Annotated in this window: 36 protein-coding genes; 30 read left to right on the plus strand and 6 right to left on the minus strand. The window is 62.5% G+C overall.

The genetic code is table 11. The features are described 5' to 3' along the window. Positions 1–111: 111 nt before the first annotated feature. From rpsJ to ACCQ03_RS05340, 28 genes are all read left to right on the plus strand, one after another. A complete protein-coding gene (gene rpsJ, locus ACCQ03_RS05205) occupies positions 112–423 on the plus strand; it encodes a 30S ribosomal protein S10 (RefSeq protein ID WP_003486723.1) in 312 nt (103 codons plus the stop codon). A gap of 11 nt (positions 424–434) precedes the next feature. Then, a complete protein-coding gene (rplC, locus tag ACCQ03_RS05210) occupies positions 435–1,085 on the plus strand; it encodes a 50S ribosomal protein L3 (protein WP_005993363.1) in 651 nt (216 codons plus the stop codon). Between the two features lie 12 nt (positions 1,086–1,097). Continuing rightward, the gene (gene rplD, locus ACCQ03_RS05215) at positions 1,098–1,703 is read left to right on the plus strand and encodes a 50S ribosomal protein L4 (RefSeq protein ID WP_010371054.1); all 606 of its coding nucleotides are present in this window, start codon (positions 1,098–1,100) and stop codon (positions 1,701–1,703) included. Then, complete coding sequence (gene rplW / locus ACCQ03_RS05220; protein WP_057679583.1) at positions 1,700–2,014, plus strand: 50S ribosomal protein L23; 315 nt, start codon at positions 1,700–1,702, stop codon at positions 2,012–2,014. The genes rplD and rplW overlap by 4 nt, the downstream gene beginning before the upstream one ends. 10 nt (positions 2,015–2,024) lie before the next feature. Beyond that, entirely contained in the window at positions 2,025–2,852 is an 828-nt protein-coding gene (rplB, locus tag ACCQ03_RS05225; protein ID WP_003486715.1) for a 50S ribosomal protein L2, read from the plus strand. Between the two features lie 6 nt (positions 2,853–2,858). Then, complete coding sequence (gene rpsS, locus ACCQ03_RS05230) at positions 2,859–3,128, plus strand: 30S ribosomal protein S19 (protein ID WP_005917128.1); 270 nt, start codon at positions 2,859–2,861, stop codon at positions 3,126–3,128. Between the two features lie 12 nt (positions 3,129–3,140). Continuing rightward, positions 3,141–3,476 (plus strand): 50S ribosomal protein L22, encoded by a 336-nt coding sequence (gene rplV / locus ACCQ03_RS05235; RefSeq protein WP_003486710.1) that lies wholly within the window; start codon positions 3,141–3,143, stop codon positions 3,474–3,476. A gap of 17 nt (positions 3,477–3,493) precedes the next feature. Beyond that, on the plus strand, positions 3,494–4,228 hold the full coding sequence (gene rpsC, locus ACCQ03_RS05240) for a 30S ribosomal protein S3 (protein ID WP_057679584.1): 735 nt from the start codon (positions 3,494–3,496) through the stop codon (positions 4,226–4,228). Between the two features lie 5 nt (positions 4,229–4,233). Further along, positions 4,234–4,647 (plus strand): 50S ribosomal protein L16, encoded by a 414-nt coding sequence (gene rplP, locus ACCQ03_RS05245; protein WP_042823914.1) that lies wholly within the window; start codon positions 4,234–4,236, stop codon positions 4,645–4,647. Next, positions 4,647–4,832: a 50S ribosomal protein L29 gene (rpmC, locus tag ACCQ03_RS05250; protein WP_017156219.1), complete on the plus strand. Its 186-nt coding sequence runs from the start codon at positions 4,647–4,649 to the stop codon at positions 4,830–4,832. The genes rplP and rpmC overlap by 1 nt, the downstream gene beginning before the upstream one ends. Before the next feature lie 11 nt (positions 4,833–4,843). After that, positions 4,844–5,113 carry a 30S ribosomal protein S17 gene (gene rpsQ / locus ACCQ03_RS05255; RefSeq protein ID WP_057679585.1) on the plus strand — a complete coding sequence of 90 codons (270 nt, stop codon included), beginning with the start codon at positions 4,844–4,846 and terminating at the stop codon, positions 5,111–5,113. A 14-nt stretch (positions 5,114–5,127) separates the two neighbouring features. Continuing rightward, positions 5,128–5,496: a 50S ribosomal protein L14 gene (gene rplN, locus ACCQ03_RS05260; protein WP_003486699.1), complete on the plus strand. Its 369-nt coding sequence runs from the start codon at positions 5,128–5,130 to the stop codon at positions 5,494–5,496. 15 nt (positions 5,497–5,511) lie between these two features. After that, positions 5,512–5,829, plus strand: coding sequence for a 50S ribosomal protein L24 (gene rplX / locus ACCQ03_RS05265; protein ID WP_003486696.1), 318 nt, complete (start codon positions 5,512–5,514; stop codon positions 5,827–5,829). Positions 5,830–5,840: 11 nt separating this feature from the next. Next, positions 5,841–6,383: a 50S ribosomal protein L5 gene (rplE, locus tag ACCQ03_RS05270; RefSeq protein ID WP_008571668.1), complete on the plus strand. Its 543-nt coding sequence runs from the start codon at positions 5,841–5,843 to the stop codon at positions 6,381–6,383. A gap of 18 nt (positions 6,384–6,401) precedes the next feature. Next, the gene (gene rpsN / locus ACCQ03_RS05275) at positions 6,402–6,707 is read left to right on the plus strand and encodes a 30S ribosomal protein S14 (protein WP_005917137.1); all 306 of its coding nucleotides are present in this window, start codon (positions 6,402–6,404) and stop codon (positions 6,705–6,707) included. Positions 6,708–6,912: 205 nt separating this feature from the next. Beyond that, a complete protein-coding gene (gene rpsH, locus ACCQ03_RS05280) occupies positions 6,913–7,311 on the plus strand; it encodes a 30S ribosomal protein S8 (RefSeq protein ID WP_003486688.1) in 399 nt (132 codons plus the stop codon). Between the two features lie 15 nt (positions 7,312–7,326). Beyond that, on the plus strand, positions 7,327–7,854 hold the full coding sequence (rplF, locus tag ACCQ03_RS05285) for a 50S ribosomal protein L6 (RefSeq protein WP_017156220.1): 528 nt from the start codon (positions 7,327–7,329) through the stop codon (positions 7,852–7,854). A gap of 91 nt (positions 7,855–7,945) precedes the next feature. Beyond that, positions 7,946–8,305 (plus strand): 50S ribosomal protein L18, encoded by a 360-nt coding sequence (rplR, locus tag ACCQ03_RS05290; RefSeq protein WP_003486684.1) that lies wholly within the window; start codon positions 7,946–7,948, stop codon positions 8,303–8,305. 158 nt (positions 8,306–8,463) lie between these two features. Beyond that, the gene (gene rpsE / locus ACCQ03_RS05295; RefSeq protein WP_003486682.1) at positions 8,464–9,006 is read left to right on the plus strand and encodes a 30S ribosomal protein S5; all 543 of its coding nucleotides are present in this window, start codon (positions 8,464–8,466) and stop codon (positions 9,004–9,006) included. Next, a complete protein-coding gene (gene rpmD, locus ACCQ03_RS05300) occupies positions 8,999–9,190 on the plus strand; it encodes a 50S ribosomal protein L30 (protein ID WP_209226037.1) in 192 nt (63 codons plus the stop codon). The genes rpsE and rpmD overlap by 8 nt, the downstream gene beginning before the upstream one ends. A gap of 4 nt (positions 9,191–9,194) precedes the next feature. Further along, on the plus strand, positions 9,195–9,638 hold the full coding sequence (rplO, locus tag ACCQ03_RS05305; protein WP_003486676.1) for a 50S ribosomal protein L15: 444 nt from the start codon (positions 9,195–9,197) through the stop codon (positions 9,636–9,638). Positions 9,639–9,645: 7 nt separating this feature from the next. Further along, positions 9,646–11,010 (plus strand): preprotein translocase subunit SecY, encoded by a 1,365-nt coding sequence (gene secY, locus ACCQ03_RS05310; RefSeq protein WP_008571664.1) that lies wholly within the window; start codon positions 9,646–9,648, stop codon positions 11,008–11,010. 332 nt (positions 11,011–11,342) lie between these two features. Further along, complete coding sequence (rpsM, locus tag ACCQ03_RS05315; protein ID WP_057661874.1) at positions 11,343–11,699, plus strand: 30S ribosomal protein S13; 357 nt, start codon at positions 11,343–11,345, stop codon at positions 11,697–11,699. 10 nt (positions 11,700–11,709) lie between these two features. Next, entirely contained in the window at positions 11,710–12,102 is a 393-nt protein-coding gene (rpsK, locus tag ACCQ03_RS05320; RefSeq protein WP_003486671.1) for a 30S ribosomal protein S11, read from the plus strand. A gap of 15 nt (positions 12,103–12,117) precedes the next feature. After that, positions 12,118–12,744 (plus strand): 30S ribosomal protein S4, encoded by a 627-nt coding sequence (rpsD, locus tag ACCQ03_RS05325; RefSeq protein ID WP_002811641.1) that lies wholly within the window; start codon positions 12,118–12,120, stop codon positions 12,742–12,744. Between the two features lie 53 nt (positions 12,745–12,797). Then, positions 12,798–13,796, plus strand: coding sequence for a DNA-directed RNA polymerase subunit alpha (locus ACCQ03_RS05330; RefSeq protein WP_002811635.1), 999 nt, complete (start codon positions 12,798–12,800; stop codon positions 13,794–13,796). Between the two features lie 181 nt (positions 13,797–13,977). Next, the gene (rplQ, locus tag ACCQ03_RS05335; RefSeq protein ID WP_003486665.1) at positions 13,978–14,361 is read left to right on the plus strand and encodes a 50S ribosomal protein L17; all 384 of its coding nucleotides are present in this window, start codon (positions 13,978–13,980) and stop codon (positions 14,359–14,361) included. A 403-nt stretch (positions 14,362–14,764) separates the two neighbouring features. Beyond that, positions 14,765–15,283: a disulfide bond formation protein B gene (locus tag ACCQ03_RS05340; protein WP_008571663.1), complete on the plus strand. Its 519-nt coding sequence runs from the start codon at positions 14,765–14,767 to the stop codon at positions 15,281–15,283. Between the two features lie 139 nt (positions 15,284–15,422). Here ACCQ03_RS05340 and ACCQ03_RS05345 read toward each other — a convergent pair whose 3' ends face one another. Genes ACCQ03_RS05345 through ACCQ03_RS05355 form a run of 3 tightly spaced genes read right to left on the minus strand, consistent with a single transcriptional unit; the run spans position 15,423 to position 18,176 of the window. Further along, positions 15,423–15,773, minus strand: a complete 351-nt coding sequence (locus ACCQ03_RS05345) for a hypothetical protein (RefSeq protein ID WP_057679587.1) — start codon at positions 15,771–15,773, stop codon at positions 15,423–15,425. A 59-nt stretch (positions 15,774–15,832) separates the two neighbouring features. Further along, entirely contained in the window at positions 15,833–17,956 is a 2,124-nt protein-coding gene (locus ACCQ03_RS05350) for a TonB-dependent receptor (RefSeq protein WP_150145596.1), read from the minus strand. Between the two features lie 34 nt (positions 17,957–17,990). Continuing rightward, on the minus strand, positions 17,991–18,176 hold the full coding sequence (locus ACCQ03_RS05355; RefSeq protein WP_081022913.1) for a hypothetical protein: 186 nt from the start codon (positions 18,174–18,176) through the stop codon (positions 17,991–17,993). 24 nt (positions 18,177–18,200) lie between these two features. On the opposite strand from ACCQ03_RS05355, the gene ACCQ03_RS05360 reads away from it, so the two are divergent. Both ACCQ03_RS05360 and ACCQ03_RS05365 read left to right on the plus strand, forming a co-directional pair. Then, positions 18,201–19,598: a class II 3-deoxy-7-phosphoheptulonate synthase gene (locus ACCQ03_RS05360; RefSeq protein ID WP_150145598.1), complete on the plus strand. Its 1,398-nt coding sequence runs from the start codon at positions 18,201–18,203 to the stop codon at positions 19,596–19,598. A gap of 84 nt (positions 19,599–19,682) precedes the next feature. Next, positions 19,683–20,810, plus strand: a complete 1,128-nt coding sequence (locus tag ACCQ03_RS05365; RefSeq protein ID WP_057679590.1) for a mechanosensitive ion channel family protein — start codon at positions 19,683–19,685, stop codon at positions 20,808–20,810. 307 nt (positions 20,811–21,117) lie between these two features. Here the strand turns inward: ACCQ03_RS05365 and ACCQ03_RS05370 are convergent, their stop codons facing one another. The 3 genes from ACCQ03_RS05370 to typA form a co-directional block, all read right to left on the minus strand. Then, a complete protein-coding gene (locus ACCQ03_RS05370; RefSeq protein WP_209226063.1) occupies positions 21,118–22,767 on the minus strand; it encodes an amidase in 1,650 nt (549 codons plus the stop codon). A gap of 103 nt (positions 22,768–22,870) precedes the next feature. Continuing rightward, positions 22,871–23,290 carry a DUF2127 domain-containing protein gene (locus ACCQ03_RS05375; protein ID WP_017156227.1) on the minus strand — a complete coding sequence of 140 codons (420 nt, stop codon included), beginning with the start codon at positions 23,288–23,290 and terminating at the stop codon, positions 22,871–22,873. 67 nt (positions 23,291–23,357) lie between these two features. Then, entirely contained in the window at positions 23,358–25,187 is a 1,830-nt protein-coding gene (gene typA / locus ACCQ03_RS05380; RefSeq protein WP_057679592.1) for a translational GTPase TypA, read from the minus strand. Positions 25,188–25,423 lie beyond the last annotated feature (236 nt).

The following is a 25,423-nucleotide window of genomic DNA, read 5'->3' on the forward strand; positions in this document are numbered from 1 at the left end:
GGAAATGCCCTCGCCAGCAGGATGCGCGGCGATTTCATCAACGTCAGGAATATCGGGGCAGGTATCCCAGAGGCCTTGCCCGTCGCTCTTTTAACGAAGGAAGCTTCCGTCATGTCGGAACAAAAGATCCGGATTCGGCTGAAGGCGTTCGATCATCGTTTGATCGACCGTTCGGCCAGCGAGATCGTCGAAACGGCTAAGCGGACCGGCGCGCAAGTGCGTGGCCCGATCCCGTTGCCGACCAAGATCGAACGTTACACCATCCTCGTATCCCCGCATGCCGACAAGGATGCGCGTGACCAGTACGAAACCCGCACGCACAAGCGTGTGCTCGATATCGTCGACCCGAACGACAAGACCGTGGACGCGCTGATGAAGCTCGAACTCGCGGCTGGCGTCGACGTACAGATCAAGTTGACCTGAGGACTACGACCATGACGAAGAAATATTCGTTGGGCTTCGTGGGCCGCAAGGCTGGCATGAGCCGCGTCTTCACTGAAGACGGCCGCTCGGTGCCGGTTACGCTGATCGAAGCAACTCCGAACCGCATCGCGCAGATCAAGACCGTCGAAACCGACGGCTACAGCGCCGTGCAGATTACCGTTGGCGCGCGTCGCGCCGCACTGGTCAACAAGCCGGCCGCCGGTCACTTCGCCAAGGCGAAGGTGGAAGCGGGTCGCGGCTTGTGGGAATTCCGTGTTGAAGATGCCCAGCTCGGCGATTTCGCCGTCGGTGGCGAAATCAAGGCGGACATCTTCGAGGTCGGCCAGAAGGTCGACGTCCAGGGCGTCACCAAGGGTAAGGGTTTCCAGGGCACCATCAAGCGCTACAACTTCCGTATGGGCGATGCAACCCACGGTAACTCGCTGTCGCATCGCGCGCCGGGTTCGCTGGGTCAGCGCCAGACGCCGGGTCGCGTTTTCCCGGGCAAGAAGATGTCGGGCCACATGGGCGCCGTGCAGCAAAGCACGCAGAACCTGGAAGTGGTCAAGGTCGACGTCGAGCGTGGTCTGATTGCTATCCGCGGCGCCGTGCCTGGCGCAGCTGGTGGCGACGTGATCGTCCGTCCGGCGAGCAAGGCATAAGGAGAGATGACGATGGAACTCGTTATCACGGGTAGCAACAACAAGGTCTCGGTCTCCGACGCCGTGTTCGGTCGCGAATTCAGCGAAGATCTGGTTCACCAGGTCGTCGTCGCTTATCGCAATGCCGGTCGCGCCGGTACCAAGGCACAGAAGACGCGTTCGGAAGTTGCGGGCACGACCAAGAAGTCGAAGAAGCAGAAGGGCGGCGGTGCGCGTCATGGCGCGCTGACGGCTCCGATCTTCGTCGGCGGCGGCGTGACCTTCGCGGCCAAGCCGCGTAGCTTCGAGCAGAAGGTCAACCGCAAGATGTACCGCGCGGCCATCTGCGCGATCTTCTCCGAGTTGAACCGTCAGGGTCGTCTGATGATCGTCGACGCGTTCGATCTCGAAGCGACCAAGACCAAGGGTCTGATCGAGAAGCTGAAGGGACTGGATGTGGGTAAGCGCCCGCTGATCGTCACCGAAGAAGCCTCCGAGCACCTGTATCTGTCCGCCCGCAATCTGCCGTATGTGCAGGTGCGTGACGTGCAGGGTCTGGATCCGGTCGCACTGGTCGGGGCCGATACGGTCGTGATCACCGCCGATGCGGTCAAGAAGGTCGAGGAGTGGCTGGCATGAGCGGCAACGAAAAAAGCAGCAACGAAAAAATCTTCAGCGTGCTGCGTGCTCCGCGAGTCTCCGAAAAGACCGCGCGCCTGCAGGAAATCTCCAACCAGTATGTCTTCGAAGTTTCGAACGACGCCACCAAGGCCGATGTAAAGGCCGCGGTTGAGCAGTTGTTCGACGTCAAGGTCAAGGCAGTCAACGTGGTCAACGTCAAGGGCAAGAGCAAGTCCTTCCGTAACCGTGCTGGCAACCGTGGCAATTGGCGCAAGGCGTACGTCCGCCTGGTCGATGGTCAGTCCATCGACGTAACGGCCAAGGCCTGAGGTCCATCCCATGCCATTGATGAAGTTCAAACCCACCTCTCCCGGCCGTCGTTCCGCCGTGCGCGTGGTCACTCCCGATCTGCACAAGGGCGCACCGCACGCGGCGCTGCTCGACTCGCAGAGCAAGTCCGGTGGTCGTAACCACCATGGCCGCATCACCGTGCGTCACGTCGGTGGTGGCCATAAGCAGCACTACCGCATCATCGACTTCAAGCGCAACAAGGAAGGCATTCCGGCGCGTGTGGAGCGGATCGAATACGATCCGAACCGTACCGCTCATATCGCCCTGCTGTGCTATGTCGACGGCGAGCGCCGCTACATCATCGCCCCGAAGGGCCTGAAGGCTGGCGACCAGGTCATTGCCGGTGCCAATGCACCGATCAAGACCGGCAACACGCTGCCGCTGCGTAACATCCCGGTCGGTACGACGGTTCACGGTATCGAGCTGAAGCCGGGTAAGGGCGCTCAGATCGCACGTGCTGCCGGTGCAGCCGTCCAGCTGGTCGCTCGCGAAGGCATCTATGCCACGCTGCGCCTGCGCTCGGGCGAAATGCGCAAGGTGCCGGTCGAGTGCCGCGCCACCATCGGCGAAGTCGGCAACGACGAGCACAACCTCGAGAAGTTGGGCAAGGCCGGCGCCAAGCGTTGGCGCGGTGTTCGCCCGACCGTTCGCGGTGCGGCCATGAACCCGGTCGATCACCCGCACGGTGGTGGTGAAGCGAAGGCTGGTCAGGGTAATCCGCATCCGGTCACCCCGTGGGGTGTTCCGACCAAGGGTTACAAGACGCGCAAGAACAAGCGCACCCAGCAGTTCATCGTCCGCGATCGTAGGGGCTAATCGACCATGGCACGTTCACTTAAGAAGGGCCCGTTCGTCGATCACCACCTTGCAAAGAAGGTGGAGTCCGCTGCGGGTAGCAAGAAGCCGATCAAGACCTGGTCGCGCCGTTCGATGATCCTGCCTGAAATGGTAGGCATCACCATCGCCGTGCATAACGGCAAGAACCACATTCCGGTGCTCGTCAACGAGAATATGGTCGGCCACAAGCTCGGCGAATTTGCCGTCACCCGGACCTTCAAGGGTCACGGTGGCGACAAGAAGTCGGGCAGGTAAGGAGAGATGACGATGGAAGCGAAAGCAATCCTGCGCACCGCGCGCATCTCCCCGCAGAAGGCCCGCCTGGTCGCTGACCAGGTGCGTGGTTTGTCCGCCGAACGTGCGGTCAATCTGCTGAAGTTCTCGGACAAGAAGGCTGCACACCTGATCAAAAAGGTGGTGGAGTCGGCGATCGCCAATGCCGAGAACAATCAGGGCGCGGATGTCGACGAGCTGAAGGTCAAGACCATCATGGTTGATGAAGGTCCCTCCCTGAAGCGTTTCATGGCGCGGGCGAAAGGCCGCGGTACCCGCATCCTCAAGCGCACCAGCCACATCACTGTGGTTGTGGGCGCCGCCAAGTAAGCGGAAAGGAAAAGACCATGGGTCATAAAGTTCATCCGACTGGAATTCGCCTGGGCATCGCCAAGGACTGGAATTCCAAGTGGTACGCAAACAAGGCCGAGTTCGCCGCCTATCTGGCAGCCGACATGAAAGTGCGTGAAATGCTGCGCAAGAAGCTCGCGCAGGCAGGTGTCAGCAAGATCTTGATCGAGCGCCCTGCCAAAACCGCCCGCGTGACCATTCATACCGCCCGTCCGGGCGTGGTGATCGGCAAGCGTGGCGAGGACATCGAAAAGCTGCGCAAGGAAGTGAGTGAGCTGATGGGCGTTCCGGCGCACATCAACGTCACCGAAGTGCGCAAGCCGGAGCTGGATGCGCAGCTGGTCGCCGAGTCGATCGCGCAGCAGCTTGAGCGTCGCATCATGTTCCGCCGTGCAATGAAGCGCTCGGTCGGTAACGCGATGCGCCTGGGTGCCTTGGGCATCAAGGTCAACGTGGCTGGCCGCCTCAACGGTGCAGAAATCGCCCGTTCGGAGTGGTACCGCGAAGGCCGCGTGCCGCTGCACACGCTACGTGCCGACATTGATTACGGTTTTGCCGAGGCGTCCACGACATACGGCATCATCGGCATCAAGGTCTGGATCTATAAGGGCGAAGTCTTCGACTTCTCTCAGGTTGGCCAGGAAAAGCAGGACGACAGCCCGCGCAACGATCGTAACGATCGCGGCGACCGTGGTGACCGCCCGTCGCGTCCGGCTCGTGAAGCGAGGTAACGGCAATGTTGCAACCCAAGCGAACCAAATATCGCAAGATGCACAAGGGCCGTAACGACGGCCTGGCATGGAGCGGAAACGCCGTCAGCTTCGGCGAGTATGGCCTCAAGGCCACGGCGCATGGTCAGCTGACCGCGCGCCAGATTGAAGCAGCACGCCGCACGATCAGCCGCCATGTCAAGAAGGGCGGCAAGATGTGGATCCGTGTGTTCCCCGACAAGCCGATCACCAAGAAGCCGATCGAAGTCCGCATGGGCTCCGGTAAGGGCAACGTGGAGTACTGGGTCGCGCAGATTCAGCCGGGCCGCATGATCTATGAAATCGAGGGAATCCCCGAAGAGATCGCACGTGAGGCGTTCCGCCTTGCCGCTGCCAAGCTCTCGGTGACCACCACTTTCGTGACCCGGACGGTGCGCTGATGGATACCAAACAACTCCGCGAAAAGTCGGCTGACGAATTGAAGGCCCACCTGATCGATCTGCGTAAGGAGCAGTTCTCGCTCCGGATGCAGCAGGTCACCGGCCAGCTGCCGAAGACCCACGAAACCCGCCGGGTGCGCCGCGAGATTGCTCGCGTCAAGCACCTGCTCGGCAGCACCAAGTAAGGACGGCCGCGATGAGCGACAATAACGAAAAGCAAACGCTGCGCACGGTCGAAGGCCGTGTCGTCAGCAACAAGATGGACAAGACGGTCACCGTGTTGGTGGAGCGCCAGGTCAAGCATGCGCTGTACGGCAAGTACATCAAGCGCTCGACCAAGCTGCACGCACACGACGCCGACAATGCCTGCAACGAAGGCGATGTCGTGCGCGTGACCGAGATTGCTCCGATGTCCAAGACCAAGAACTGGCGGGTGGTGGAAATCGTCGCCCGTTCGGCCGAATAAGGGAGATCTGAATCATGATCCAGATGCAGAGCTACCTCGATGTCGCCGACAATTCGGGTGCCAAGGAAGTGATGTGCATCAAGGTGCTGGGCGGCTCAAAGCGCCGTTACGCACACATTGGCGACATCATCAAGGTGACCGTCAAGGACGCCATTCCGCGTGGCAAGGTCAAGAAGGGCGAAGTCTACGACGCCGTCGTGGTGCGTACCCGCAAGGGTGTGCGCCGTCCCGACGGTTCGCTGATCCGCTTCGATGGCAACGCCGCTGTGCTGTTGAACAATAAGCAGGAGCCGATCGGGACCCGCATCTTCGGGCCGGTGACGCGCGAGCTGCGTTCCGAGAAGTTCATGAAGATCGTCTCGCTCGCTCCCGAAGTGCTGTGAGCGGAGGACATACACATGGCTAACCGTATCAAGAAGGGCGACCAGGTCGTCATCAACACCGGCAAGGACAAGGGTAAGCAGGGTGAAGTGGTGCGTGTGGACGGCGATCGCGTGATCGTCTCCAACGCCAACGTCATCAAGCGCCATACCAAGCCGAACCCGCAGGCAGGCGTTGCCGGCGGCGTGGTCGAGCGTGAAGCGTCGATCCATATCTCCAACGTCAATATCGTCAACCCGGCAACGGGCAAGGGCGAGCGCGTTGGCTTCAAGGTGCTGGAGGATGGACGCAAACTGCGTGTGTTCCGCTCCAGCGGTGAGGCGCTCGACGCCTGAGGAATGAGATCATGAACACTCGTCTCGAAAAGTTTTACAAGGAAAACGTGGTGCCGGCCCTGATGAAGGAATTCGGCTACACCAATCCGATGGAAGTGCCGAAGCTGGTCAAGGTCACGCTCAACATGGGCGTGGGCGAAGCCGCTACCAACAAGAAGATCCTGGAAAATGCGGTCGCCGACATGGCCAAGATCTCCGGTCAAAAGCCGGTGGTCACCAAGTCGCGCGTTTCGGTCGCATCCTTCAAGATCCGTGACGGTTGGCCGATCGGCTGCAAGACCACCTTGCGTCGCGCCAAGATGTACGAGTTCCTGGATCGCCTGATCAACATCTCGTTGCCGCGCGTGCGCGACTTCCGTGGTGTGTCCGGTCGCTCCTTCGACGGTCGTGGCAACTTCAACATGGGTGTGAAAGAACAGATCATCTTCCCGGAAATCGACTTCGACGCCGTCGACGCGATTCGCGGTATGGATATCGCCATCACCACCACCGCCAAGACGGATGCGGAAGCGAAGGCGCTGCTGGCAGCGTTCAAGTTCCCGTTCCGTAACTGACCGTCGAGGACATCCGAAATGGCAAAGACCTCCATGATCCACCGCGACATCAAGCGTGCAAAGCTGGCGAAGAAATTCGCCGGCAAGCGTGATGCGCTGAAGAAGATCCTCTCCAGTCAGGACGCGTCCTACGAAGAGAAGATCGATGCGTCGACCAAGTTGCAGAAGCTGCCGCGCGATTCGTCGCCGAGCCGCCATCGCAACCGTTGCGAATTGTCCGGTCGTCCGCGCGGTGTCTACCGCAAGTTCGGTCTGGGCCGCAACATGCTGCGCAAGGCCACGATGAACGGCGACGTTCCGGGCCTGCGTAAGGCAAGCTGGTAACAGCATTCCGGCCGCCCGCGGCCGGATTTGAACAGGATGGTTCTGTTCAACACGAGAGTCCGACGCAAGTCGGGCTCTTTTGTCGTATACTTCCGCTTCTGTCTTGCCCGTAGGGGCCTGGCATGGCGTCAAGGGTCCTGGCCCGTCCCCAGGAAAACACAAGATTTTCGCGAAAGCGGATATCGGTGCACTCAAAGGTACTCACATGAGCATGACTGATCCCATCGCCGACCTGCTGGTTCGCATCAAGAATGCGGCCGCGGTTGGTAAGCAGACGGTGAAATTGCCGTCGTCCAAGATTAAGGTTGCGATCGCCCAGGTCCTGAAGGACGAGGGTTACATCACCGACCTGCGCGTGACCCAGACCGAAAACAACAAGGCGGAACTGGAAATCGTGCTGAAGTATTTCGAAGGCCGCCCGGTCATCGAGACCCTGAAGCGTTTTTCGCGCTCGGGTCTGCGCCAGTACCGCGGCAAGACCGAGCTGCCCAAGGTCCTCGGTGGCCTGGGTATCGCCATCATCTCCACGTCGAAGGGCATCATGACCGATGCGCAGGCTCGCGAAGCCGGCGTTGGTGGTGAAGTTCTGTGCTTCGTGGCCTAAGGGAAGGAATCGAACATGTCCCGTGTAGCCAAGAAGCCTGTTTCCCTCCCGAAGGGTGTTGAACTCAAGGTCCAGCCTGAGCTGGTCAGCGTCAAGGGCCCGAAGGGCACGTTGACCCTGCCGAAGCCGGCTGGTGTCGAAATCGCCATCGATGGCGACGTTGCCACGCTGTCGGCTAACGATCCGTCGCAGATCGCCCTCACCGGCACCGTGCGCGCCATTTTGGCCAATATGGTCAAGGGTGTCTCCGAAGGCTTCGAGCGCAAGCTCGAGCTGGTGGGCGTCGGTTACCGTGCTGCCATGCAGGGCAAGGACCTGAGCCTGGCGCTCGGCTTCTCGCACCCGCTGGTGTTCGTGGCGCCGGAAGGCATCACGCTGTCGACCCCGAGCCAGACCGAAATCGTGGTCCAGGGCGCCGACAAGCAGCGCGTCGGCGAAGTTGCCGCCAAGATCCGCGGTTTCCGTCCGCCGGAGCCCTACAAGGGCAAGGGTGTGAAGTACGCCGGTGAAGTCATCATTCGCAAGGAAGCCAAGAAGGCGTAAGGCAGGTCCCTCTGCGAGGAGCCCGGCCATCCATGGCCGGACTTTTCAATGTACAAGCCTGTTTTCCTTCAGCTTTCGTAGGATAAATATCATGAGCATCAACAAGAACATCGCCCGTCTGCGTCGCGCCAAGTCCACCCGTGCGCACATCCGTGAGCTGGGCGTTGCCCGTCTATCGGTGCTGCGCACCGGCCAGCACCTGTATGCGCAGGTCTTCACTGCCGACGGCTCCAAGGTGATCGCTGCTGCGAACACCCTGCAGGCCGACGTCAAGGACGGCCTGAAGAACGGCAAGAACAGCGATGCGGCTGCCAAGGTCGGCAAGCTGATCGCCGAGCGCGCCAAGGCTGCGGGTATCGAGAAGGTCGCATTCGACCGCTCGGGCTACCGTTACCACGGCCGCATCAAGGCGCTCGCTGACGCGGCGCGCGAAGGCGGCCTGCAGTTCTAAGTACTGCTGCGAAGGTGGTCATCGACCACCTTCGCGATACCGCCGGCAGGAAGATGCCGGACCGACCCGTTCTTTTGCAGCGGCATCGGGAACACCGCGTCACTTCACAACCATAAGCGGCTTCGAGCCGTACATACTCAATCAATCAAGGAATCAAGATGGCAGAAGAACGTGCACCGCGGGGTCGTGATCGCGACCGTAACCGCGAAGAGAAAGTCGACGATGGCATGATCGAGAAGCTGGTCGCGGTCAATCGCGTCAGCAAGACCGTCAAGGGCGGTCGCCAGTTCACCTTCACCGCGCTGACCGTGGTCGGCGATGGTCTGGGCAAGGTCGGTTTCGGCTATGGCAAGGCGCGCGAAGTGCCGGTCGCCATCCAGAAGTCGATGGAACAGGCGCGCAAGAACCTGGCCACTGTCGATCTGAACAACGGCACCTTGTGGCATGCGGTCAAGTCGGGCCATGGCGCAGCACGCGTCTACATGCAGCCGGCTTCGGAAGGTACGGGCGTCATCGCGGGCGGCGCCATGCGCGCTGTGCTGGAAGCGGTTGGCGTGAAGAACGTGCTGGCCAAGGCCGTTGGTTCGCGTAATCCGATCAACCTGGTCCGCGCGACTCTGAAGGGTCTGTCGGAAGTGCAGTCGCCGGCACGCGTTGCGGCCAAGCGCGGCAAGAAGGTGGAGGAGCTCAACCATGGCTAAGGACACCAACAAGACCGTGAAGGTGCGCCTGGTGCGTGGCCTGCGTGGAACCCAGTCGCGTCACCGCCTGTCGGTGCGTGCGTTGGGCCTGAATAAGCTCAGCGATGTGCGTGAACTGAAGGACAGCCCGCAGGTGCGTGGCCTGATCAATACGGTTCACTACCTCGTCAAGGTTGAGGAGTAATCCCATGACTCTGCGTCTTAATGACCTCAAGCCGGCCGACGGCGCCCGTACCGAGCGCACCCGCGTCGGTCGTGGTATCGGTTCGGGCCTCGGCAAGACCGCTGGTCGCGGTCACAAGGGTTCGTTCGCTCGTAAGGGTGGCGGCAAGATCAAGGCCGGCTTCGAAGGCGGCCAGACCCCGATGCAGCGCCGTCTGCCCAAGATCGGTTTCCGCTCCAAGATGGCGCGCGATACCGCAGAAGTGCTGTCGTATCAGCTGGACAAGCTGGATGCCGGTGATGTCGATTTCGCAGCGCTGCGTGCGGCCAATTTGGTCCCGAGCCGCGCCAAGAAGGCGAAGATCGTGCTGAAGGGCGAGCTGAGCAAGAAGTTCGTGCTGAAGGGCGTTGCGGCAACCGCAGGCGCCAAGGCGGCAATCGAAGCTGCCGGCGGCAGCGTAGAGGAGTAATCGGCAGATGGCGCAGGCTGGCATTGGTAACCTCGGTGGCGGGCTCGGCAAGTTCACGGAACTTCGCCAGCGGCTACTGTTCGTCCTCGGGGCATTGATCGTCTATCGCATCGGTTGCTACGTGCCGGTGCCTGGCGTGAATCCCGATGCCATGCTTTCGTTGATGCAGGCGCAGGGCGGCGGCATCGTGGACATGTTCAACATGTTCTCGGGCGGCGCCCTGCACCGTTTCAGTATTTTTGCGTTGAACGTGATGCCGTACATCTCGGCATCGATCGTGATCCAGTTGGCCACGCATATCTTTCCCGCCCTCAAGGCGATGCAGAAGGAAGGCGAATCGGGCCGACGCAAGATCACACAGTATTCGCGCATCGGTGCGGTGTTGCTGGCAGTGGTGCAGGGCGGCAGTATCGCGCTGGCACTGCAGAACCAGACCGCCCCGGGCGGCGCTCCGGTGGTCTATGCGCCGGGCATGGGCTTCGTGCTCACCGCGGTGATCGCATTGACCGCTGGCACCATCTTCCTGATGTGGGTCGGTGAGCAGGTCACCGAGCGCGGCATCGGTAACGGCGTATCGTTGATCATCTTCGCCGGTATTGTCGCAGGCCTTCCGTCGGCAGCGATCCAGACCGTTGAAGCGTTCCGCGAAGGCAATCTGAGCTTTATTTCGCTGTTGTTGATCGTCATCACGATCCTGGCGTTCACGCTGTTCGTCGTATTTGTCGAGCGTGGGCAGCGCCGGATCACGGTCAACTACGCGCGCCGCCAGGGCGGTCGCAATGCGTACATGAACCAGACCTCGTTCCTGCCGCTGAAGCTCAACATGGCCGGCGTGATTCCGCCGATCTTCGCGTCCAGCATCCTGGCATTCCCGGCGACGCTGTCGATGTGGTCCGGCCAGGCGGCCTCGGGTGGGGTGGGGTCGTGGCTGCAGAAGATTGCCAATGCGCTTGGGCCCGGTGAGCCGGTGCACATGCTGGTCTTCGCTGCGCTGATTATTGGTTTTGCGTTCTTCTATACCGCGCTGGTGTTCAACTCGCAGGAAACCGCGGACAACCTCAAGAAGTCGGGCGCACTGATTCCGGGCATCCGTCCTGGCAAGGCGACCGCTGATTATGTCGATGGCGTGCTGACGCGTCTGACCGCAGCCGGTTCGTTGTACCTGGTGATCGTTTGCCTGTTGCCGGAAATCATGCGCACGCAGCTCGGTACCTCGTTCCACTTCGGTGGCACTTCGCTGTTGATCGCGGTAGTGGTGGTGATGGACTTCATTGCGCAGATTCAGGCGCACTTGATGTCGCACCAGTATGAGAGCTTGCTGAAGAAGGCCAACCTGAAGGGTGGGTCACGCGGCGGTCTTGCGCGCGGTTAAGTGGTACACTAGATCTTCATTGCGTGAAGACGGCCTGGTTCCCGGGCCACGATCTTCCGATCAGAAGGGTGGCTCGCGCGACGTCTCGCGCGCGGGTGTGACGGGGTGGTCTTGTGCGGGAGTAGCACAGGCGATTCAGAGCGGTTTTCTGGATCAACACCGTCCGGCGCCGGAGCGAGGGCACACTCCCCACGCCGGGTCCATGGAACCTTTGGTTCCACGGGCTTCAAAGCAATCCGAGGCCTTGCTATAATTCCGAGTTCACTTTTGATCCATCCTGCCGGATGGCGCCTGGGCGCTGTCGGGCCATCACTCAGTTGGAGAATCGCGTCATGGCGCGTATTGCAGGCGTCAACCTGCCAGCCCAGAAGCACGTCTGGGTCGGGTTGCAAAGCATCTACGGCATCGGCCGTACCCGTTCGAAGAAGCTCTGCAAATCCGCAGGCGTTACCTCGACCACGAAGATTCGTGATCTGTCCGAACCCGAAATCGAGCGCCTGCGCGCCGAAGTCGGCAAGTATGTCGTCGAAGGCGACCTGCGCCGCGAAATCGGTATCGCGATCAAGCGACTGATGGACCTGGGCTGCTATCGCGGCCTGCGTCATCGCCGTGGTCTCCCGCTGCGTGGTCAGCGCACCCGTACCAACGCCCGCACCCGCAAGGGTCCGCGCAAGGCGATCAGGAAGTAAGGGATAGATCATGGCCAAGCCAGCAGAAAAGAAAACGAAGAAGAAGATCAAGCGCGTCATCACTGACGGCGTCGCTCACGTCCACGCTTCGTTCAACAACACCATCGTCACCATCACCGATCGCCAGGGCAATGCACTGTCGTGGGCTACGTCCGGCGGCGCCGGTTTCCGTGGTTCGCGTAAGTCGACCCCGTTCGCTGCCCAGGTTGCCGCCGAGAAGGCTGGCCGCGCTGCGCTCGATTACGGCGTGAAGTCGCTGGAAGTGCGTATCAAGGGTCCGGGTCCGGGCCGTGAGTCGGCCGTGCGTTCGTTGAACAACGTGGGCTACAAGATCACCAACATCATCGACGTGACGCCAATCCCGCACAACGGGTGCCGTCCGCCGAAGAAGCGTCGCGTCTAAAGGGAGCGATAAGAAATGGCTCGTTATATCGGTCCTACCTGTAAGCTCGCGCGTCGCGAAGGCGCCGACCTTTCCCTCAAGAGCCCGGCGCGTGCGCTGGACTCCAAGTGCAAGCTTGAGCAGAAGCCCGGCCAGCACGGCGCGGCTCGCAAGGGCAAGCTCTCCGACTACGCCACCCAGCTGCGCGAAAAGCAGAAGGTCAAGCGTATCTACGGTCTGCTGGAACGTCAGTTCCGCAACTACTACAAGAAGGCCTCTACCAAGAAGGGCAACACCGGCGAGAACCTGCTGCAGTTGTTGGAAACCCGTCTGGACAACGTCTGCTATCGCATGGGCTTTGCCGTCACCCGTCCGGCTGCGCGCCAGCTGGTGTCGCACCGTGGCGTGCTGGTCAACGGCAAGTCGGTGAACCTGGCCTCGTACCAGATCAAGGCCGGCGATGCGATCACGCTGTCGGAAAAGGCACAGAAGCAGCTCCGCGTGCAGGAAGCCCTGACCGTGGCTGAGCAGCACGACATGACGCCGTCGTGGGTTGAAGTCGATTCGAAGAAGTTCAGCGGCGTGTTCAAGGCCGTTCCGGATCGCGCTGACCTGCCTTCGGATATCAACGAAGCGCTGATCGTCGAGTTGTATTCGAAGTAATTCACATTGGAGAACCTCCGGTACTGCCGGAGGTTCGCAGGAGACCCCGCAACATGACGGTTACCGCCAACCAGGTTCTGCGCCCCCGTGGTCCGCAGATCGAACGTCTTACCGACAACCGTGCCAAGGTCGTGATCGAACCCTTGGAGCGCGGTTACGGGCACACGTTGGGCAATGCCCTGCGTCGTGTGTTGTTGTCGTCGATCCCCGGTTTTGCGATCACCGAGGTCGAGATCGACGGCGTGCTGCACGAGTACACCACGGTCGAAGGTCTGCAGGAAGACGTGCTCGACGTCCTGCTGAACCTGAAAGACGTGGCCATTCGCATGCATAGTGGCGATAGCGCCACGCTGTCGCTGTCCAAGCAGGGTCCGGGTACGGTCACTGCGGCAGACATCAGGACCGATCACAACGTCGAGATCATCAACGGCGACCATGTGATCTGCCACCTGACCAAAGACACCGCGCTGAACATGCGCTTGAAGATCGAGCGTGGTTTCGGCTACCAGCCGGCTGCTGCACGTCGTCGTCCGGATGAAGAGACCCGTACCATCGGTCGTCTGATGCTGGATGCGTCGTTCTCGCCGGTGCGTCGCGTTGCCTACGCCGTGGAAGCTGCGCGCGTTGAACAGCGTACCGACCTCGACAAGCTGGTCATCGATATCGAAACCAACGGCACGATCGATGCCGAGGAAGCCGTGCGCACCGCCGCCGACATCCTCAGCGATCAGCTGTCGGTATTCGGCGATTTCACCCACCGCGATCGCGGTGCGGCCAAGCCGGCTGCCAGCGGTGTGGATCCGGTGCTGCTGCGCCCGATCGACGACCTCGAGCTGACCGTGCGTTCGGCCAACTGCCTCAAGGCCGAGAGCATCTATTACATCGGCGATCTGATCCAGAAGACCGAAGTGGAGCTGCTCAAGACCCCGAACCTGGGCAAGAAGTCGCTCACCGAAATCAAGGAAGTGCTGGCACAGCGCGGCCTTGCGCTGGGCATGAAGCTGGAGAACTGGCCGCCGGCCGGCGTCGCCCAGCACGGCATGCTTGGTTAATGCATCAAGGCATGGGCGTCTTCGGGCGCCCATGTTCGTTTTTCTACATCGACGGGTTAAAGCCTGCGATGACATCCGGTTCAAGGACGGCCGGCTCGGACCAACCGCAGTCCATTCAACAACGCCAGGATGGCGACAACGTCACTGAAGCAGTCTCAATATTCCTTAGGAAATCACACTCATGCGTCACCAGAAATCCGGTCGTAAGTTCAACCGTACCAGCGCGCACCGCGAAGCCATGTTCCGCAATATGGCCGCTTCGCTGTTCAAGCACGAGCTGATCAAGACCACCTTGCCGAAGGCCAAGGAACTGCGTCGCGTCGCCGAGCCGCTGATCACGATCGGCAAGGTCGATGGCGTTGCCAATCGTCGTCTGGCGTTCGCTCGCCTGCGCGACAAGGAAGCGGTGGGCAAGCTGTTCGTCGAATTGGGCCCGCGTTATGCGACCCGTCCCGGCGGCTACCTGCGTATCCTGAAGGCCGGCTTCCGTGCTGGTGACAATGCGCCGATGGCGTATGTCGAGCTGGTCGACCGTCCGGTCGTTGCCGAAGAAGTGGCCGAGTAATCGGATCGCCTCTGTAAAGATTCTCGAAAAAGCCCGGCACGCGCCGGGCTTTTTTATTGCCAGTCGAATGGGTTGGGTGCTGAACGCTGTTGGCTCTATCAGTCGGCCGGCGCGTGCTGCGCAAGCTGGGGCGATGCGGGTAAGCAGGCGTGCACGGAAACGCGCCTGCGGCTTGGTCGATGCGTGTCGGTGCCCGAGGCTGCACCGGCGTCGCCGTGATTGGATGTTTCATGCGGTGATCCTGACCTCTGGGGTAATGCGTGCAGCGCTTGCTCGCCTTGTCGCCGCCATGCGGCAGATCCCTCCCGGCGCCTCGCCCGAAGGGCCGCGCGTTCGAGCATGCGTGGTCACGGCCGTGGCGATGGCTGATAATCGACAACCTGACCCAAGGCAAGCAGTGACGATGAATCCATTTCGTTGGAGTTTCCGGGCGCAGTTTCTGCTGGGCTTTCTTGCATGCGCAGGATTGCTGGCTTACGCGATCTATGTGCAGTTGCATCTGGGTCTGGAGCCGTGCCCGCTGTGCATCTTCCAACGGATCGCCTTCGCGGCGCTGGCAGTGTTTTTTCTGCTCGGCGCACTGCATGGGCCGCGTGCCGCCGCCGGGCGCAAGGTCTATGGGGTCTTGAGTTTCATCGCCGCAGGCGTGGGCATGGGCATCGCTGCGCGGCATGTGTGGGTGCAGATCCGGCCCAAGGACATGATGTCTTCGTGCGGGCCGCCGTTGAGCTTTCTGAGCGAGACGATGGGGCCCTTCGAGGTGTTCCGCACCGTGCTGACCGGCACCGGCGACTGCGGCAATATCGATTGGCGCTTCCTCGGGTTGAGCATGCCGATGTGGAGCATGGTGTGGTTCGTGGGGTTGGCGTTGTGGGCGCTGTACGCGGGCTTCAAGGCGCGGCGTAGCTCGGTCCATCACTAACGGCTCCGGTGCGTTGCAGTGCCCTGCGGCAGCCTGGTAGGCGTGCAGGGTCATCGTGATGGTCAACGGGTGCTGTGCGTCACCTAGGCGACGCTGATGCGTGATTGGCGGGTAGAAGGGGCGCCTGATCCGCTGCAGGTCAGGCACCTTGGTTCGTCGCAAGGTGGCCGGCCTGCGCTGCGTTGGGCCGGCGCGTCTGCTTCCAGGCCTTGGTGCTGGACGCCGCTGCCGCTGCCGCTGCCGCTACTGCTACCGCTACGGCTGCTGCTGCCGCTTTTGTACGCGTCTGCGGCGTGTCGACCGCGAGCGCCAATGAGGACATCGAAGGCGTGACTGATTCCTGGCTCTTTCCGCTGGCCAGCGCTGGTGGATCGCCGTTGGATCGCGGCACCGCTCGAATCAATGAGCCGATGCATGCGTCTGCCAAACGATGCGCATCCCGCATGCGGGCGGTAGGCAGCGTGGCCAGCTGCTCGCTAGGCTCGGTCATCGGACTTCGGCAACGAATGGGCCGGTTATGCACCGTTCCATCCGTTGCCTTGCACCGCATCAGAAGTCCTGTTGCAGGCTCACATAGACGCCGCGGCGCGGCGCCCACTGTGGCGCGAAGACGCCGATACCGCCGCCATCGCGCAACTGGTAGCTGCGGTTGAGGACATTGACTGCGGCCAATTGCACGTGCAGCGGATGCGTATTGACGTCGAAGTCGTGGCCGACGCTGGCGTTCAACTGGAAGTACGACGGAAGCGAAGCGCCGTTGGGCACAGTGTCGGTATCGGTGCGCAAGCCGCTGCCGAACAGATAGTTGAGGCCGACCTTGCTGCCTTCGCTGAAGGCGTAGTTGATGCCGCCGGAAGAGGTCAGCTTCTGGTCGTGATCCAGGTGGATCCAATTGTCGTAGGTATAGGCCAGCGCATCCGGATCGAAATTGTACAGGCTGGTCATGACCCGCTTGCCCATGGCTTTGCTGTAGGCAAGATTGAAATACGCCGTCACCGGCCCGTTAGTGTAGTCGGCACTGAATTCGGCGCCGCGGATGCGGCCATAGCGGTAATTGAAGGTGGAATAGATATAGGCGGCACCGAACTGGCCTTCGTCCTGGAGCCGGTCTGCCTTGCGGTAATAGGTGTCCAGGCCGAGCGTCAGATGGTCGGTGACCACTTGCGAGATGCCCAGGTCGTAGTAGTCGCTACGCTCGCTCAGTGGCGTGGTCGGGCCGTCACCGGCCGACTGTTGGTTGGTGGTGCCGTCGTAGAGCGCGATGTCGCTGGTGGAGATCAGCTCGCTGGCCGGTGGGGTGAAGTAACGCGCGTATCCGGCGTGCAGGGTGGTGCTGTCGCTGGCGCGCCAGATGACGCCCAGGCGCGGGCTGAGCTGACCTTCGGTCGCGCCGAAGGCCTTGTATTTGTCGCCGCGCAGCCCGTAATTGACGGTCCAGTCCTCGCCGATCTTCCACTCGTCCTGCAGGTAGAGCGCGTAGGTGCTGGCATGGAAACGGCTGCCGTCGGGAATGAACAGTGGCACGTTACTGCTCTGGCTGCCGTCGTCGTTGGCGGGGAAGACATACGAATTGTTGCTGGCGATGGCGTGTTCGAAATTGCCATACACGCCGTAGCGCAGCGTGTGCGAGCCGCCCCATGGCGTCGCGAAATCCGCCTGCACGGTATTGGCGCGGTTGCTGCGGTCCACCTGCGAGGCGATGCCGTTGAAGATCAGGTCGCCGGCAACGTCGGGGGAGAAGGCGACGTTGCTGTAACGCTGGCCGGCGGAGAGCTGATAGTTGGTGTCGCCGAGCGTGCCTTGCAGGGCCAGGGTGCCGAAGCGGGTGTTTTCGCGCTGGTTCTCGTCCAGGCGCGAGGAGTCGAAATCGGTGGTGCCCAGGTAATCGAAGGCCGGCGTCTGCCCTGGATTGTTGGGGATCTGGAAGCGATTGTTCGCGTAGCCGACGAGCAGGCTGAGACGGGTGTTGTCGTTGACCAGGTAGGTCAGATCGGCGAAGCCCTTGCCCTGATGGGTTTTGTCATGGAGGGGGTTGAGGCTGTCGACCGGGTTTTCCAGGCCATTCTTGTTCTGGTCGTAATCGCCGCTGACGAACCAGCTCCAACGCCCGCTGCTGCCCCACAGCGAGGCGTTGGGGTTGATGGTGCCGAATGACCCGGCGGTGATACCGACGCTACCGCCATTGCCGAGTTCGGCACCGCTCTTGGTGGTGATGTCGACCACCGCAGCGGTGCGGTCGCCGAACTGTGCCGGCAACGCGCCATCGAGCAGCTTGAGGTTCTTGATGATGCGGGGCTCCAGGCTCTGGCCGAAGCCGGAGATGGATTCGGGAATGATCACGCCGTTGATGCGGTACTGCAGGTTGGCGTGGTCGCCGCGCACGTGGATGCCGCCGTAGGAATCCTGCACCACGCCCGGGGCTTGCAGCAGGACCTGATTGAGTGGGGTCGCCGCGCCGAGCGGCAGGCGATCGATGTCGTCAGCGGTGATGGCGAATTGGCTGCTGCCGATGTCCGGCGACAGGGCATTGCGCGCCGCCTCGAGCTTGGCGATCACATTGACCGTGTCCAGATCGGTCGTGCGTTCGGCGTCGGCATCGGCAGCAAACGCCATACCGATGGGGGCTGCCAGCAGGGCGGCGGTAATGGCGGCAGACAGGAGACGAGGAGTCATGGCGGTTTCGCGGGGCGGGTGAGGGGAGGTATTGTTACCTTGTAACGTTGAGCGCTTTGGCGAGCGCTAGCGTAGGTCGAAAGTCATGGCTCGACAGGCAATGTTGTTTGCTGTTCAGGTCCAAGCGCCTGCGCGCGATAAGCGCGTTGGACGGATTTGGCGGCAATTCGGTGCCACTGGCCTCCCGGCGCTTTGCGTAGCATTCCGGCTCTGCGAACATCGCAGGCTGCCTAGGAGTCCTTTCATGAATCTTCCTGTTGCCACTTCCGCTACCGATTCGGCCGCCGCAGCGTGGGCACCGGACAGCTGGCGCGGCAAACCTGCATTGCAGCTGCCGGTGTACCCGGATGAGCGCGCGCTGCAGGCGGCCATGCACGAGTTGGGGCGGCTGCCGCCGCTGGTGACCTCGTGGGAAATCTTTGCGCTCAAGCGCCAGTTGGCCGAAGCGCAGGAAGGCAAACGCTTCCTGCTGCAGGGTGGCGATTGCGCTGAAAATTTCAGCGATTGCGAATCGGGCACCATCTCCAACCGGTTGAAGGTGCTGCTGCAAATGAGCCTGGTGCTGGTGCATGGCCTGCATTTGCCGGTGGTGCGGGTGGGGCGCTTTGCCGGGCAATACGCCAAGCCGCGCTCGGCCGACACCGAAACGCGCGATGGGGTGACCTTGCCGAGCTATCGCGGCGATGTGATCAACGCGCCGGACTTTACCGAGGCCGCGCGCGTGCCCGATCCGCGTCGCATGATCACCGCGCATTCGCGCTCGGCAATGACGATGAACTTCGTGCGCGCGTTGATCGACGGCGGCTTCGCCGACCTGCATCACCCCGAATACTGGAATCTGGACTGGGTGGGCTATTCGCCGCTGGCGGCGGACTACCAGAAGATGGTGGCCTCGATCGGCGACGCCGTGCGCTTCATGGAAACGCTGTCCGGGGCAGAGGTATACAACCTCAATCGCATCGATTTCTACACCTCGCACGAGGCCTTGTTGCTGCCGTACGAAGAAGGCCTGACCCGTCAGGTGCCGCGCCAGTGGGGCTGGTTCAATCTGAGCACGCATTACCCATGGATCGGGATGCGGACGGCCGCGCTGGATGGCGCGCACGTGGAATACCTGCGTGGCGTGCGTAACCCGATTGCGATCAAGGTCGGGCCGTCGGTGCAGCCTGACCAGCTCTTGCGCCTGATCGATGTGCTCAATCCCGAGGACGAGCCCGGGCGTTTGAGCTTCATCCATCGCATGGGCGCGGCGCAGATCGCCGAGAAGTTGCCGCCGTTGCTGGATGCGGTCAAGCGCGACGGGCGGCGGGTGCTATGGGTGTGCGATGCGATGCATGGCAATACCGAAAGCACCGGAAATGGCTACAAAACGCGGCGCTTCGACAATATTCGCAACGAAGTGGAGACCTCGTTCGATCTGCACGCGGCCGCCGGCACGCGGCTGGGCGGCGTGCATCTGGAACTCACCGGCGAAGATGTCACCGAATGCACCGGCGGTGCGCGCGAGCTCACCGAGCGCGATCTGGAACGGGCGTATCGCTCCAGCGTGGATCCGCGTCTGAACTACGAACAGTCGCTGGAAATTGCGATGGCGATCGTGCGCAAGCAGCAACAGGTGGCCTCGCAGCCGCTGCGCGCATGATCGGCGTATGCGCATGACGTGATGCTCATGCCGCGTGCGGCATGCTCTGGCAGCCATCCCTCTTTCCCCCACAGGAGGAACGGTTTGACTGCCGATTGGAACGTCATCCGCGAATACGCAATTCCGCTCGGTGCCTCGCTGCTGGCGGGCATCGTTACCTGGTCGTTGATGCTGTGGCTGTTTCGCCGCATGCAGGGCCGCGACTACCGCCGCGCGCGCATCATTCGCGTGATCACGCTGCCGGCGGCATTTATCCTGCCGTTGCTGTTTCTGGGGATTGCCACCGAAGCGACCCCGTTGGCCGGCAAGGCGCTGGCAGCGGTGCAGCATCTGCTGCACCTGGGAATCGTCGGCTGCGTCACCTGGCTGCTGGTACGCGCGGTGGCCGCCGGCGAAGCGGCGATCTTGCGCAGCAACCCGATCGAGGTGTCGGACAACCTCACCGCACGGCGCATCCAGACCCAGGCGCGGGTGCTGAGCCGCGTGCTGATGGGCACGGTGATCTTGCTCGGCATTTCGGTGGTGCTGCTGACCTTCCCGCAGGTGCGCCAGATCGGCAAGACCTTGCTGGCGTCGGCCGGCATCATCGGGCTGGTGGCCGGTATCGCGGCCAAGCCGGTGTTCGGCAACCTGATCGCCGGCTTGCAGATTGCACTGACCCAGCCCATTCGCCTGGACGATGTGGTGATCGTGGAGGGCGAGTGGGGCCGCATCGAAGAGATCGGCAGCTCGTACGTGGTGGTACGGATCTGGGACGAGCGCCGCATGGTGGTGCCGCTGACCTGGTGGATCGAAAACCCGTTTCAGAACTGGACGCGCAGCAGTGCCGATCTGCTCGGCACCGCGTTCCTGTGGCTGGATTACCGCACGCCGATTGCAGCGGTACGTGCGGAGCTGGAGCGTATTTGCCACAGCGAACCGCTATGGGATGGCCGCGTGTGCGTGACCCAGATTACCGACACCAGCGACAACACCATCCAGGTGCGACTGCTGGTCAGCGCACGCAATTCGGGCGATGCCTTCGATCTGCGCTGCCTGGTGCGCGAACGCATGATCGATTTCCTGACCCGCGAGCATGCCTATGCCTTGCCGAGGCTGCGCGCCGAAATCGCGACGCAGGAAAGAACGCCATCACGCCCTGCCGAGCCGATTGCACAGGAGAGCGTGCGCTCGCCGGGCGCCGAAGACGGCGAGCCTGCGGCCAGCATCTAGCGCGGCCAAGACCGCTTGCACGGTCGCCAAGCGGTGCGGCCGGTGCTCGGCATCCGCATGTCCTCCGGTGTCTTCGCACCGTGCGCGCTACGTACGCATCAGCGACTGCTCGCTACGGTTTGATAGTCGTGCTTGGGGCCTCGTATAGCGCTGGCTACCGGCGTCCAAGACGTACGGTTGGTACTTATGAAGGTATCGGAGGGCACGGTCTTGGCGCTTGCATTTGTTCGCGCAAGTACTGGCTGCGCTTGCATGCGTCAGTGCGGCGTCCAATGCCAGCCGTGGCACGTGGTCATGCGTCGCCCAATCAATTCTTCTTGATCGACGCCCGTGCCGGCACGACGGGCACGGGTGCTGATGTGGCTGGATCGCGCGCACTCGGCGCACTTGGCGCATAGCCCGGCGTAAAGCGCGCATGGCTGCGTTGTTCGTACGCATACGCCAGCTCGATCAGGCGCGGCTCGCTCCAGGCCGTGCCCATGAACAACAGGCCGAGTGGCAAGCCCTGGGTCTGCCCCATCGGCACGCTCAGGCTCGGATAGCCGGCCACCGCCGCGGCACCATAGCCGGCACCGGGGAAGGTATCGCCCTTGCCGAGTGTGGTGATCCATGCCGCGCCGGTGGTAGGCACGATCAAGGCATCCAAGCGATCTGCCTTCAAGGCTGCGTCGATGCCTTCCGGTCCGGCGAGCCGTCTGGCAGTGGCGCGCGCACTCAGGTACCCCGCATCGTCCAGACCGGGCGCTGCCTGCGCCTGTTCGAACAATTCCTGCCCGAAGTACGGCATCTCGCGCTGCGCCTGCGTGCGATTGAACGCAATCAACTGCCCCAGGCTCGCCACGGGCGCGCGGTGGTTCTGCAGATACGCGTTCAAACCGGCCTTGAATTCGACCAATAAGACCGTTTGCTCGGCAGCATCCCACTTGCCATCCGTGGCCAGCGCGGTCTCGACCACGGTGGCGCCGGCGTCACGCAGGGTGCGCACGGCGCGGTCGAGCGCCGCGGCGATCGCCGGGTCCTCGCGCAGCGGGTTGCGCAACAGGCCCAGGCGCGCGCCACGCAGGCTGTCGGGTTTCAGGTGGGCCAGGTAATCGACGCTGGTCGCCGGTGCCTTGGCGGTGGCCGGGTCCTGCGGGTCGGGTGCGGCGATGGCCTGCAGCACTGCAGCCGCATCGGCGACGCTGCGCGTCATCGGGCCGGCGGTGTCCTGGCTGGCGGAAATCGGGATGATGCCGTCGCGACTGACCAGGCCCACGGTCGGCTTGAGCCCGACCAGGCCGTTGACCGATGCCGGGCAGGTGATGCTGCCGTCGGTTTCGGTACCGATGCCGACGGTGGCCAGGCTGGCCGCGATGGCCGCACCGGTACCGGCACTGGAACCGCAGGGATTACGATCCAGCGCATACGGATTGCGCGTGAGCCCCCCGCGTCCGCTCCAGCCGGAACTGGATTGGGTGGAGCGGAAATTGGCCCATTCGCTGAGGTTGGTCTTGCCCAGGATCACCGCACCGGCGGCGCGCAGGCGCTGCACCACAAACGCATCGCGGTCGGGGCGGAACTCGGCCAGCGCGAGCGAGCCAGCGCTGTTGACCATCGGCAGCGCGTCGATATTGTCCTTCAGCAGCACCGGGATGCCGTGCAGCGGCCCACGCACGTGGCCGGCTTTGCGTTCGGCGTCCAGGGCGCGTGCGTCGGCTTCGGCCTGTGGATTGAGTTCGATCACCGCGTTGAGCCTGGGGCCGGCGCCATCGATGCTGGCAATCCGCTGCAGATACGCGCGCGTCAGTTGCAGGCTGCTGCTCTGGCCGCTGGCCATGCGCGCCTGCAGGCCGGCGACGTCGGCCTCGCTCAGATCGAACGAAAGGACGGTGGATGCGTTGGCAGCACCGGTCGCAGAACGCGACGGATCATCGGCATGCGCACAGCCGCACAGCGCGGCAAGCAGCGCGAAGGACAAAAGAGTGAATCGCATGGAAGGTCGTCCCCGGGGAGAAGTTGCAGGCTAACGGCGCTGCGTCGGGGTGACAACGGAAGGACGCGCCCGCCAACGGGCGGCAAACTCAGCGACTGCGGCGCCGCACCAGATCGCGTGCCAGCACGCCGACCACCAGCAGGTTGATCGCCAGCACGCCCCAGGCGGTCCAGCCAGGATGGCGCACGATGGCGTAGATATCGAAAGGCAGATAGATGGCCGCCGACAGGCAGCCCAGCACCGAGGCCCACGCCTTGGCACGCCACAGACCCCAGGCTTCCACCACATGCAGCAGGCCATAGGCCAGCATGGCGGCAGCAGCTAGATGCACCGCATCGGGGCTGATGGTCTTGAGCAACGACGGCAGCGCGCCGTGGTCGGGGTCCAGATTGAAGCGGCGGATCAGGGTGATGACCGCGTTTTGCAGCGGGAGCGGGCCCAGAATTTCCAGGCCCGTCGCCGCCAGCAGCGCAAGCGTTCCCTTGACCGCCTCAAGCAAGGCGATCACATGCAGTCCCGGATGCGCGCGCGGATCCGGGCTATAGGGTTTGTTACTCACGCGTCAGCTCAACAACTCAGCCCGAACGGCCGGCGCGCTTGCGGTCGCTTTCGGTCAGAAACTTCTTGCGCAGGCGGATTTCCTTCGGGGTGACTTCCACCAGCTCGTCGTCCTCGATGAAGTCCAGCGCCTGTTCCAGCGTGTACTTGATCGCCGGGGTCAACTTGATCGCATCGTCCTTGCCCGAGGCGCGCATGTTGGTCAGCGGCTTGGTCTTGATCGCGTTGACGGTCAGGTCGTTGTCCTTGGAATGGATACCGACCAGCTGGCCTTCGTACACGTTGTCGCCTTCGGCGGCGAACAGGCGGCCACGCTCTTCCAGCGGTCCCAGGGCATAGGCCGGGGTCGCGCCCGGTGCATTGGCAATCATCACGCCGTTCTGGCGCTTGGCGATCGCGCCCTGTTCCTTCGGACCGTAGTGGTCGAACACGTGGAACAGCAGGCCCGAGCCCTGGGTCAGGGTGCGGAATTCGTTCTGGAAGCCGATCAGGCCACGCGCCGGGATCATGTAATCCAGGCGCACGCGGCCCTTGCCGTCGGGTTCCATGTTCTTCAGCTGGCTCTTGCGGGTGCCCAGCTTTTCCATCACGCCGCCCTGGTGCTGTTCTTCGATGTCCACCACCAGCTGTTCGATCGGCTCCATCAGCTTGCCGTCGATTTCCTTGATGATCACTTCCGGACGCGACACGGCCAGCTCGTAGCCTTCACGACGCATGTTTTCGATCAGCACCGACAGGTGCAGCTCGCCACGGCCGGAGACCAGGAACTTGTCGGCGTCCGAGCCTTCCTCGACCTTCAGCGCCACGTTGTGCACCTTCTCGCGGTCCAGGCGGTCGCGCAGCTGGCGGCTGGTCAGGAACTTGCCGCCGGACAAGTCCTTGTTGCCGGCGAACGGCGAGTTGTTGACCTGGAAGGTCATCGAGATGGTCGGCTCGTCCACGGTCAGCGCCGGCAGCGCTTCGGGATGATCGAGCGCGCATACGGTGTCGGAGATGGTCAGTTCCTGGATGCCGGAGATGGCCACGATGTCGCCGGCCTCGGCGGTGTCCTGCTCGATACGCTCCAGGCCCAGGAAGCCCAGTACCTGCAGCACCTTGCCCTGGCGCTTCTTGCCTTCGCGGTCGATCACGCTGACCGGCATGTTCTTCTTCAGGGTGCCGCGCTGGATGCGGCCGATGCCGATCACGCCGACGAAATTGTTGTAGTCCAGCTGGCTGATGCGCATCTGGAACGGGCCGTCCGGGTCCACGTCCGGGGCCGAGACGTGCTGCATGATCGCTTCGTACAGCGGGGTCATGTCGCCTTCGCGCACGTCCGAATCCAGGCTGGCGTAGCCGTTCAGTGCGGAGGTGTAGACGATCGGGAAATCCAGCTGCTCGTCGGTGGCGCCGAGCTTGTCGAACAGGTCGAACACCTGGTCGATCACCCAGTCCGGGCGTGCGCCGGGACGGTCGATCTTGTTGACCACCACGATCGGCTTGAAGCCCATCGCAAAGGCCTTCTGGGTCACGAAGCGGGTCTGCGGCATCGGGCCGTCCATCGCGTCGACCAGGATCAGCACCGAGTCCACCATCGACAGCACGCGCTCGACTTCGCCACCGAAGTCGGCGTGTCCAGGGGTGTCGACGATGTTGATGCGGTTACCCTGCCAGGTGATGGCGGTGTTCTTGGCCAGGATCGTGATGCCACGTTCCTTTTCCTGGTCGTTGCTGTCCATCACGCGTTCAGCCAACACCGTGCGTTCGGACAGGGTGCCCGACTGCTTCAGCAGGCAGTCGACGAGGGTGGTCTTGCCGTGGTCGACGTGCGCGACGATGGCGATATTGCGGAGTTTTTCGATAGACATGCGGAAAGGGCCCCTGTCTGGCGCCAGTCTTGAGATGAGGTAAGCCCGACATTATAGCGGTTTCGTTGCGCTGCCGTTGCCGATTGCCCGAAGTTGATTCAGATGGCCCATTCAGCCAGCGTGACGGGCCATGCGCCGGGCGGGCGGGAGCGTTGAACGATGGTCGTACCCATGCGGTCGGCCACGCACCCGGGTGTATCCTAGCGGGCTATTGATCACCCCAGAACCTGCAAGGA

The sequence above is a fragment of the Xanthomonas sp. NCPPB 3569 genome, assembly GCF_041475645.2.
In the GTDB taxonomy this organism is placed as follows: domain Bacteria; phylum Pseudomonadota; class Gammaproteobacteria; order Xanthomonadales; family Xanthomonadaceae; genus Xanthomonas; species Xanthomonas phaseoli.